Source organism: uncultured Methanobrevibacter sp. (assembly GCF_947169325.1).
In the GTDB taxonomy this organism is placed as follows: Archaea; Methanobacteriota; Methanobacteria; order Methanobacteriales; family Methanobacteriaceae; genus Methanocatella.
This window is the reverse complement of sequence record NZ_CAMVPN010000082.1, coordinates 1-9858: the sequence shown is the minus strand read 5'-3', so window position 1 is coordinate 9858 and position 9858 is coordinate 1. Positions and strand designations below refer to the sequence as shown.

At 28.9% G+C, this 9858-nt stretch carries 8 protein-coding genes and 1 pseudogene; 5 read left to right on the top strand and 4 right to left on the bottom strand.

All coding sequences use genetic code 11. From position 1 onward, the window contains the following. Positions 1-86 precede the first annotated feature (86 nt). Entirely contained in the window at positions 87-488 is a 402-nt protein-coding gene (locus Q0W26_RS11940) for a DUF3100 domain-containing protein (protein WP_342765348.1), read from the bottom strand. A gap of 266 nt (positions 489-754) precedes the next feature. On the opposite strand from Q0W26_RS11940, the gene Q0W26_RS09905 reads away from it, so the two are divergent. The 5 genes from Q0W26_RS09905 to Q0W26_RS09885 all read left to right on the top strand — a co-directional run bounded on the left by Q0W26_RS09905 (position 755) and on the right by Q0W26_RS09885 (position 7369). After that, positions 755-1615, top strand: a complete 861-nt coding sequence (locus Q0W26_RS09905; RefSeq protein WP_298524653.1) for a DUF1002 domain-containing protein — start codon at positions 755-757, stop codon at positions 1613-1615. 87 nt (positions 1616-1702) lie between these two features. Next, complete coding sequence (locus Q0W26_RS09900; RefSeq protein WP_298524650.1) at positions 1703-2326, top strand: zinc ribbon domain-containing protein; 624 nt, start codon at positions 1703-1705, stop codon at positions 2324-2326. A gap of 130 nt (positions 2327-2456) precedes the next feature. Further along, entirely contained in the window at positions 2457-5162 is a 2706-nt protein-coding gene (locus Q0W26_RS09895) for a type I restriction endonuclease subunit R (protein ID WP_298524647.1), read from the top strand. A gap of 14 nt (positions 5163-5176) precedes the next feature. After that, positions 5177-6724, top strand: coding sequence for a type I restriction-modification system subunit M (locus Q0W26_RS09890; RefSeq protein ID WP_298524644.1), 1548 nt, complete (start codon positions 5177-5179; stop codon positions 6722-6724). A gap of 9 nt (positions 6725-6733) precedes the next feature. Continuing rightward, positions 6734-7369, top strand: coding sequence for a restriction endonuclease subunit S (locus tag Q0W26_RS09885; RefSeq protein ID WP_298524641.1), 636 nt, complete (start codon positions 6734-6736; stop codon positions 7367-7369). Here Q0W26_RS09885 and Q0W26_RS09880 read toward each other — a convergent pair. The 3 genes and pseudogenes from Q0W26_RS09880 to Q0W26_RS09870 form a co-directional block, all read right to left on the bottom strand. Then, the gene (locus tag Q0W26_RS09880) at positions 7303-7992 is read right to left on the bottom strand and encodes a restriction endonuclease subunit S (RefSeq protein WP_298524657.1); all 690 of its coding nucleotides are present in this window, start codon (positions 7990-7992) and stop codon (positions 7303-7305) included. The genes Q0W26_RS09885 and Q0W26_RS09880 overlap by 67 nt on opposite strands. A gap of 39 nt (positions 7993-8031) precedes the next feature. After that, a pseudogene (locus tag Q0W26_RS09875) lies at positions 8032-8559 on the bottom strand (restriction endonuclease subunit S); the annotation flags it as partial. A gap of 100 nt (positions 8560-8659) precedes the next feature. After that, positions 8660-9676 (bottom strand): restriction endonuclease subunit S, encoded by a 1017-nt coding sequence (locus Q0W26_RS09870; RefSeq protein ID WP_298524638.1) that lies wholly within the window; start codon positions 9674-9676, stop codon positions 8660-8662. Positions 9677-9858 lie beyond the last annotated feature (182 nt).

Sequence of the window (9858 nt, the reverse complement as noted above, 5' to 3'; positions counted from 1 at the left end):
AAAAGCAAAGCAACAGGCAATGCTATAAGAGTACCTAAATCACCTAAAAGCTGTAAAACTAAAGCAGGACCTACCTGGAAAATGATTTAGATAGACTGTCCGCTTGAAATGGCCAGTTTACAAATTAAAACACCAATGAGTAAAATCATAACCCCTTCAGCTACTTTAGCCTGCTCCACATCTATATATTTAAAAGGCTTTGCCAAAAAGAGGGCTAATCCCATAACCAGAGAATATATCAGAGGCAATAGTAAAAAGCTGATTGTGTCGGTTATTTTAATCGCTATGATTCCAATTGACATTGAAATGATTACTAAAATTAAAACTACCAGACTTAATGTGTATTCTTTCCATGGCGGTCTTTTTTTAATTATCCGATCCACCTTTCGCCTGTATCTGTGCCGTTTAAATCTGTCCTGTTTGCGCATGTGCACTTTGTGTATTTGCTGTTCATGCATGTGCTGTTTACTTATCTGTTGTTCATGCATGTGTTTCGAATTGTCATCAGAAATAAAATCCCTCCTAAATTTTCGAGAAATACATTCTTTCAAACTCTAATGCTATATTTTAGTTTAAATGCATTAAATATAATTAAAACTTTATTAATCGGAATATAAAAATATATATCGACAGTTTTTAGGCGAGTTATGCTTTAATTAGCACTGAGATTAATAGACTAATGGATTTCAAAAACTGCAACATTTATATACTACTTCGTATAATCTTAAATCGGAATTTTAGTGAGGTGAAAAATATGCGCAAAATTACTGTAGCAATACTAGCTTTAATAGTAGTCGCCATGCTAATCCCTGTTGGATTTTCTGGCGAAGCAAATTCCGTTGTAATAACTTATGGTGAGACAACTCACGCAAATCCAGAATACAAATCTGTTGTCGACATGTTCTTTTCAAACTATGGACATGTGAACGTAAACGATGCAGAATCAAAAATCATAACTGCAGATGAAGTAAATAAAGTCTCAAGTTCAATAACCGGAAGGGCATATGACTCAAGTCAGATATTCTCTTCAGCATTGGTTGATTTGAATGATAACAGTGACCTTAAGGTAAGTGTTGACAAGTCAAAAATCACCACAATTACTGGCGACATGTACATTTCAGCATTGAAGTCAGCCGGTATCACTCGTGGACACGTATATGTAACAAGCCCTGTCGAAGCAACAGGAGAATCAGCCCTTGCGGGAATTATGAATTCCTATGAAGTGGCAACTGATGTTGAAATTCCGGAAACAGTTAAGGAAGCTGCAAACAATGAAATCTTTACCGAAGCTGAAATCGTGAACAATTCCGGTGTAAGTGCAGACGAATTGGCTAATCTGGTAAATCAAGTGAAAGATGAAGTATCAAGTGACAATGTAACAGATCACGATACAATTGTGAATATAATCAATAATTACGTACAGAACAACAATATCAACATCACAAGCGTTGATATTGAAAACCTTGCGGACTCCATTGAACAAGTGCAAAACGTTCAAGGTGACGTAAACTATTATCAAGACCAATTAGGCGACATTATTGATGGAAACTCCACTGGAGGATTTTCCATAGACAGCCTCTTGGACTGGATTAAATCCTTTATAAATGGGATTTAATTCCCATTTTTCTTTTTTTTATTTTCATCACATGCACCATAATATTTTTATTAATTTAATTATAAATTAATAATAAGGTGTGTTTAAATGGCTATTTTGAAACATTGTCCAAATTGTGGAAATGAAATCAGTGATGATGATGTAGAATTTTGTACAGAATGTGGCTGTAACCTATTTAATCCAGTCATAAACAACAATAAAAAAGGATTTTTCGAGAATTTAACTGAAAAGGCAAGTCTTCCGATAATCATATTTTCATTTGTCGTATTTGGAGCATTCCTGTTTATAGGATCAATTGTCTGGTCATCATTTCTTGCAAACTCAGCAATCGATTTGGTGACATTTCTGATATTGACAATCGTATTTTCAGTATTCTTCGGAGGAATATTTACAGGATATTTTGCCTGCAAGGACAAATCATATGTACTTCCAAATTTCTCAATGTATCTTGGAAGCATTTTTGCAGTTGTTTTATGTGGAATTGGATTGATATTTACTTTTTTAATGGGTATAATTTCAGCTTTGAGTTCTGTTCTACCATTCGGTTCATCCGGATCATCATATTCAGGTTCCTCTCAGCCTGCAGCCTCAAGTTTCACTCCATCTGTTGATTTCAGTTTTGTTTTTAAAATAATATTGTTTATTTTATTGATTCCGGTTGCAGCTTATTTTGGAGTGTATCTTGGATACATGTTAAAAGAGAATATTTAATTTAATTCTTTTTTTTCTTTTCTTTTTTTTATTTTTAAAACTTTAATATATTAGTTGGTATAAAGTTATTATTAATACAATATTGATTATTGTTTGTAAATTTGATTTAGTAATGTTTTGAAGGTATTTTATGTCAACTCAAAGTGAAGCAGCACTTGAAGATAATTTAATGAAAACCCTTATTGATGGAGGGTATCATTTAGTATCTATAAAAGATGAAAAAGATTTAGAGGAAAATTTTAAACATGAATTAGAAGCATTCAATAAAACCACTTTTAGCAATGATGAATTTGAAAGGATTTTGATTCATCTTGAAGGGGGTTCAATATTTGATAAAGCTAAAAAGCTTCGAGATCAATTTGAGCTTGAAAGAGATGATGGAACTTTTTATGTAAAATTTTTAAACAAAAGGGATTGGTGCAAAAATAGATTTCAAGTGGCTAATCAGATAACTATGAAAGGCAAATACACTAATCGTTATGATGTCACTATTCTAATTAATGGTTTGCCTTTAGTTCAAATTGAGCTTAAAAAAAGAGGAGTTGAGTTAAAACAAGCTTTCAATCAAATCCATAGATACCAATTACATTCTTATCATAATTTATTTAATTATATTCAGATTTTTGTAATTAGTAATGGTGTTAATACCAAATATTTTGCTAATAACTCTGAATTGAATTATAATTTTACTTTCTTTTGGAAAGATGAAAATAATATGAATATCACTAATTTAAATGATTTTGCAAATACATTTTTAGAAAAATGCCAATTATCTAAATTGATATCAAGATATATGGTTTTAAATGAATCAACAAAATCACTAATGGTTTTAAGAGCCTATCAGTATTATGCTGTTGAGGCAATACTTGAGAAAGTTTCAAATAAGGTAAATGGATATATATGGCATACTACAGGTTCGGGTAAAACATTAACAAGCTTTAAAGTATGTCAAATTCTATCACAAAGAGAAGATATTGATAAAGTGATGTTTATAGTGGATAGAAACGATTTGGATTATCAAACAACTAAAGAATTCAATAGTTTTTGTGAAGATGCTGTGGATGGAACAGATAATACAAAAGCATTGATAAAACAATTAACTGGACAAAATAAATTAATCATAACAACAATTCAGAAATTACATCGTGCTGTAAAAAACAATGATGAACATCTTCAAGAGTATAAAGACATGAGAATGATTCTCATGTTTGATGAATGCCACAGATCTCAATTTGGAGACATGCATAACGACATCACAGGATTTTTCACAAACATTAACTATTATGGCTTCACTGGAACACCAATATTTGCAGATAATGCCAATAATCATAGAACTACTCAAGATTTATTTGGAAAAAGACTTCATTCATATCTAATTAAAGATGCAATTCATGATAATAATGTTTTAGGGTTCTGTGTTGATTATGTTGGAAATTATAAAAACAAAATAAAAACAGATATTGAAGTTGAAGCTATTGATACAAAAGAATTAATGGAATCAGCGGATAGATTAGAAAAAATTGTTGATTATATTATAAAATATCATGATAATAAGACATATGCTCGTGAATTTACAAGTATTTTTTGCGTTTCATCTGTTGAAGTTTTAAATAAATATTACGAGATATTTAAAAGGAAAAATTCTGGTTTAAAGATTGCTACAATTTATTCTTATGGGGCTAATGTTGAATTTGAAGGAGACAAACACCCAAAGGATATGCTTGAAGATCATATTAAAGATTATAATAAAATGTTTGGAACTAGTTTCACAACAGATACATTCAATCAGTATTATGTGGATGTAAGTAAAAGAAGTAAAAACAATCAAATTGATATTCTTTTAGTTGTTAATATGTTTTTAACAGGTTTTGATAATAAATTATTGAATACATTATATGTTGATAAAAATTTACAGTATCATGGTTTAATTCAAGCGTTTTCAAGAACTAATCGTATTTATAATGAAAAGAAAATGCATGGGAATATTGTTTGTTTTAGAAACCTTAAAGAAAGAACTGATCAGGCAGTGAGACTATTTTCTGATGAAAATGCCACTGAATACATTATAAGAAAACCTTATCAAGATTATGTTGAAGATTTTAATAAATGTTTAAACCGTCTTTTTGGTTTAACTCCTGATGTTAATGATGTTGACATTTTGGAAGATGAAAAAGATTTAGCGAAATTTGTTTTGATATTTAAAAATCTACTTAGATTATTAAATCGTATGTTAACATTCTCTGAATTTGAATATGATGATTTAGATATTTCTGAGCAGAAATTAAATGATTTTAAAAGTAAATATTTGGATTTGTATGATAAATTTAATCCACATGCTCTAATTGAAAAAACAAGTATTTTACAAGACGTTGATTTTGAAATAGAATTGTTAAGAAGAGACAATATTAATGTTGGTTATATTATCAATTTACTCAAAGACTTAGATCCAAAAAGTTCTGGTTTTGAAAAGGATATTAAATTTATTCATGATTTAATGCAAACTTCACATGAACTTAAAAGTAAAGCAGAGCTTATTGATCAATTCATTGTTGAAAACATCACTGAATCTTCAGGAGATGTTGATATTGACTTTGAATTGCCTAGGTTCTTTGAAAGAGAGAAAAATAAAGAAATTGATAGGATGATTTTATCTGAAAAACTTGAAGCTGATAAAACAAGACATATTATTGAAGAATTTGAGTATTCTGGTAAAATTTATGATGATGATATCGAGGAAACTTTCCAAGAGGAGATGGGTCTTTTAGAAAAGGTTCCAAAGATAAATTTATTGAAACAAAAAATTATTGATTTAGTTGATAGATTTGCATTAGTTTAATGGGGTGTGATTTAATGTCTGATTATACAAACAATTTAGAAAGTAAATTATGGGCTATCGCTGATGAGTTACGTGGGAATATGGATGCTAATGAATTTAAAAATTATATTTTAGGATTCATTTTTTACAAATACTTATCTGAAAAAATAGATTTAAAACTAACTGAAAAGTTAAAAAATGATAAATTAACCTTTTCTGAAGCTTGGGAAAATGAAGAGTACCATGAAGTATTAAAAGATGTTGCTATTAATAATTTAGGTTATTTTATTGAACCAGAATTTTTATTTTCAAATCTTGTTGAGCAAGCACATGTCGGTGATGAAGATTTAATTCAAAATCTTGAAAGAGCACTTAAAAAAGTGGGTGATTCTGCAATAGGTCAGGAAAGCTCAGGAGATTTTGAAAATCTATTTGAAGATGTTGATTTACAGTCATCTAAATTAGGTAAAAAAGTATCAGATAAAAATAGATTAATTGGTAATATATTATTGCATTTGTCACAAATTGATTTTGAACTTGAAAATGCTGAAAAAGATATTTTAGGGGATGCTTATGAATATTTAATAAGTCAATTCGCATCTGATGCCGGTAAAAAAGCAGGTGAGTTTTACACTCCTCAGGAAGTAAGTAAAGTTTTATCAAAATTAGTGACTGTTGACAAAAAACGTTTAAAATCAGTTTATGACCCAACATGTGGTTCCGGATCCCTGCTGTTGCGCGTTTCAAAAGAAGTAAAAGTTACAGATTTTTATGGTCAGGAATTAAATCAAACCACCTATAACTTGGCTAGAATGAACATGATTTTGCATGATGTTAACTTTGCAGATTTTGATATAAGACAGGGTGATAGTTTAGAAGACCCTCAATTTATGAATCAAAAATTTGAAGCTATTGTAGCAAATCCGCCATTTTCTGCAAAGTGGTCTTCTGATAATAGATTTTTAGATGATGAGAGATTTTCTGCAGCAGGAAAATTACCTCCAAAATCAAAAGCAGATTATGCATTTGTAGAGCATATGATTTATCATTTGGATGAAAATGGAACAATGGCAATTGTTTTACCTCATGGCGTGTTATTTAGAGGTGCAGCAGAAGGAAAAATTAGAGAGTATTTGGTGGGTGAAAAAAACTATTTGGATGCGGTCATTGGAATGCCGGCAAATTTATTTTATGGAACATCAATTCCTACTTGTGTACTAGTGTTTAAAAAATGTCGTGAAGAAGATCAAGATATTTTATTCATTGATGCAAGTAAAGACTTTGAAAAAGTTAAAAATCAGAATAGATTACGAACGGAAGATATTGAGAGAATTATTAAGACTTATATCGAACGTGCAGAAATTGAAAAATATTCACATAAAGCCACAATGGATGAAATTCGTGAAAATGATTTCAATTTAAATATGCCTAGATATGTGGATACTTTTGAAGAAGAAGAGCCAGTTGACTTCGATGAAGTTGTTGGAGAACTCCGTAGAATTAATGAAGAAATGAAGGAAGTCGATGCTGAAATTAAAAAGTATTGTGATGAATTGGGCATCCAAGCACCAATATTTGAATGAGTTGGTATTATGAATGATAAAAGATTAGTGCCTAAACTCCGATTTAGCGGATTTGATGACGAATGGGATTCCACTAAAATTGGTGAAATTGCTGAGGTTGTAGGTGGTGGAACTCCAAAAACTGAAGTTGAAGAGTATTGGAATGGTGAAATAAAGTGGTTTACACCTTCAGAAATTGGTAAAACAAAATATATTCATGATAGTGAAAGATATATCACTGAAGAAGGTTTAAAAAATAGTTCTGCAAAATTATTGCCTGCAAATACTATTTTATTATCTTCAAGAGCCACAGTTGGTGAAATTAGCATTGCTTTAACAGAATGTTCCACAAATCAAGGTTTTCAATCATTAATAACTAAAAATAATGTAGATAATGAATTTGTTTACTATTTGATTTCAACAATTAAAAATGAATTTATAAGAAGAGCTTCAGGTTCTACATTTTTAGAGATAAGTAAAAATGAAATTAAAAGAATTCCAATTAATATTCCCACTTTAACTGAACAAAAAAAGATATCTGGCCTATTTTCAACTATTGATAACAAAATGGAAGTATTACAAAAGAAACATCAATATTATCAAAATTTCAAGAAGTATTTGATGCAACAGATTTTCGCACAGAAATTAAGAATTGTGTGCAGATAACCAAACATTTGCTGGAGTAATCCCTGTTTAAAATCTTCAACTTGATTTTTTTGCATTTCAATTAATGTTGTATTCTCATTAAATTTCATTAAACATTGGGCAATTTTATGTTGTTCCTCTTTATCTGTCGGTACAAATAAAGATTTGGATAAAAATGTTTTATTAGTAATGTTCATTGTATTTTTGGCACCTTTCTGGACAATAGGGTGTAAATAATTGTGAGTATTGACATCAGATTCAAAATAATCATTTAAAATATATCCTAAATCATATGTTTCAGGAGTGAAAACACCATATAACGGCGATACAATGACATTTTTATCAACACGGCTTTGTTTTATAATACCTAATGGGAAATCTCCTGTAGGACTTTTTGTATAAACAATATCTCCTGGTTTAACTAAATTATATTTAGATGTGTCAGGTGCAGAAAATGCTCTACCTAAATGATCTACTTGATTTACTAATCCTTTATGAACAGAAACTGAATATACTTCTTCTTTTCCAGTGCTTTTTAATTTATGTTCTGTTAAAAATTTGGATAATTTTCTTTCTTTCCAATCATCAAAATTTTCATTGTTGTCATCTTTAAATCTTAATTTCTGTGCGAAAATCTGTTGCATCAAATACTTCTTGAAATCCTGATAGACATTATGTTTTTTTTCTAAAAACTCTATTTTTTTATCAATTAACAATAAAAACCGACTTATTTTCTGCTGTTCATTTAATTTAGGAAATTTAAATTCTAATTTTTTAATTATGTTTGCTGAAAGGTTTCCTTGCCCTCCTTGAAGATATTTATGAGTTATCTGTTCTTTATATTTTAAAAAGTAATTATATTGGAAATAATTGTCCATATCATTGTCTATTTATAAAACGGCTTGATTAATTGCACCATTTATTTTAGAAATTGCTACTTCACCACTTGTAGCACCATACAATGCCAATAATAAATCTCCTTTTTGAACTCTCTTTGCAGAAGAGTTATTTATTGCATCTTCAGTTATATATTGCTCAGTAACATTATTATTAATCTCACCAGATTTAATAAAGGGAATATCTCCTTCATAATACTCTCTCTTGGAAGTAGATGGAGTTCCACCAGAATAAGTTTTGCTGATATCTCCAATTTTGTAAGATTTCCATTCATCATCAAATCCACTAAATCGGAGTTGGTAATTAAAATAAATGAATTAAACAAAATATCTTAATTTAAACTTAAAAATAAAAAAAATATAAATTTATGAATTATTATTAAAAATAATTCATAATAAATTAAAAAAATAGCAACTAAACAAACATTTGTTGGAGTAAACCCTTTTTAAAATCTTGCATTACATTAATATTTTTATCTAAATTTTCCATAGTTTTATCAACATCAACAAATAATTTGCCAATTTGCTGTTGTTCAGGTAAACTAGGAACCGTTACTTTCTCAATACAATAATCTTTGAAATAAATATGAGGAATAGATGATCCATTTACATATTTTAACAAATTTAATGTTTGTAATTGATAATAAAGAAAATGGATGTCAAAATCTTTTTTAGGCAACAAATATTGAGAAGTATTCACTATTGATGAATTTTTTTCATGATAACTAAGATTTCCAACTCCAGAACCATCTTTAACAATTGAAATGTAATCGGTTTCCATTTCGCAGAAATCAATATTTTTTAAAAATCCACTTGCACCATACAATGGATAATCACCTATATTATCTTCTAATTGATTTATTGAAATACTTGAGGATTTAACTGTTAATAATTCTTTTAATTTATATTGTTTCCATTCATCATCAAAATCAAATCTTAATTTCTGTGCGAAAATCTGTTGCATCAAATATTTTTTAAAATTATGATAATTTTCATATTTCTTTTCTAATAATTCAATTTTATCATCAATTAGGGTCAAAAAGTTAGAAATTGATTTCTGAGTTTTTTCCGATGGTATTTTTACATTTAAATTCTTTAGGTCATTGAAATTAATTGATTCGAATGTACTTCCTTGTGATAATCTTTCCCACACATGCTTATCTTTTAGAGTTTGTAAAAAATAATAAATAAATTTATTTCCTTCAATAGAACATACTCCTCGCCCAATACATGATTTATACTCATTTATAGCTAAATCTCCAACTGGAGCTCTAACAGTTAAAATAATATCTCCAGGATTAGCAGTCTTTGTTACTTCTAATGTATAAATTCTAGGAACCACTTTTCCATTAATTAAATCAGCATTTCCTTGAATTAAAACTGTATCATTTTCATTTTCAGTGTAATTGCTTGATGAAGGGGATTGACCCATTGTAATTTTACATAAATTTCCAAGTTTTTTTGAATCCCATGGCTCATCGATAAATCGGAGATTATTGTATTAATGTTAAATTTCACAAATCAAAAAAACACAATTATTTTTATGAAAACTAAATTAATTAAATTAATAAAAATAAAAATGAAACCATTTTTAAATAAAAATCAGATTGATGA

Coding starts and splice junctions, on each gene's coding strand:
- Q0W26_RS09900 (WP_298524650.1), top strand. CDS start 1,703: ATGGCTATTTTGAAACATTGTCCAAATTGTGGAAATGAAATCAGTGAT.
- Q0W26_RS09905 (WP_298524653.1), top strand. CDS start 755: ATGCGCAAAATTACTGTAGCAATACTAGCTTTAATAGTAGTCGCCATG.
- Q0W26_RS09885 (WP_298524641.1), top strand. CDS start 6,734: ATGAATGATAAAAGATTAGTGCCTAAACTCCGATTTAGCGGATTTGAT.
- Q0W26_RS09880 (WP_298524657.1), bottom strand. CDS start 7,992: ATGCAACAGATTTTCGCACAGAAATTAAGATTTAAAGATGACAACAAT.
- Q0W26_RS09890 (WP_298524644.1), top strand. CDS start 5,177: ATGTCTGATTATACAAACAATTTAGAAAGTAAATTATGGGCTATCGCT.
- Q0W26_RS09895 (WP_298524647.1), top strand. CDS start 2,457: ATGTCAACTCAAAGTGAAGCAGCACTTGAAGATAATTTAATGAAAACC.
- Q0W26_RS09870 (WP_298524638.1), bottom strand. CDS start 9,676: ATGGGTCAATCCCCTTCATCAAGCAATTACACTGAAAATGAAAATGAT.
- Q0W26_RS11940 (WP_342765348.1), bottom strand. CDS start 488: ATGCATGAACAACAGATAAGTAAACAGCACATGCATGAACAGCAAATA.